Source organism: Ruegeria sp. AP7, assembly GCF_056539905.1.
On record NZ_JBQFVT010000052.1, the window covers coordinates 1 to 519 of the forward strand.

The 519-nt window shown below is 57.2% G+C and carries 1 protein-coding gene; it reads right to left on the bottom strand.

Annotated elements, in window-relative coordinates; all coding sequences use genetic code 11:
* Positions 1 to 502 (bottom strand): apurinic/apyrimidinic endonuclease family protein (locus tag ACR0KN_RS22495; RefSeq protein WP_480656714.1); only part of this gene is annotated, 502 nt, incomplete at its 3' end.
* Positions 503 to 519: the final 17 nt, after the last annotated feature.

The window sequence follows — 519 nt, forward strand, 5'->3', positions numbered from 1 at the left end:
CAGCCGCAAAGGCAAACACATCCGGATCAGGGTTCGTGCTGGCCCCACCCATCCAGCGGCGATGGCTGAACATATTGGCGGTTCCCCAAAGCAGCTTGGTGCCCGAGACCTGCATCTTCTCACCGATATAGTCGGTGATCTCTTCCAGAGTTCTCAGGTTATCCGCATAGTTGCCCTGTTCGGGTCGGATATCCGCGTCGTGCCAGCAGAAATAGGGCTGCCCGAGAATGTCGAACATCTCGAACGCGATGTCGGCTTTCATCTTGGCACGGCCCATATCGTCCTGCGGATACCAGGGACGCTCAAGCGTTGGGCCACCAAACGGATCGCCGCCTTCCCAGGCGAACGAGTGCCACCACGCGACGGCGAAACGCAGGTGATCCTCCATGCGTTTGCCCATGATGAATTCATCCGGATCGTAGTGACGGAAGGCGAGCGGGTTCTTGCTGTCTTCGCCTTCGTACCGGATCTTTTCGATCTCTTGAAAGAAACCACTCGCCATTGTCTTCCCTCACTCAG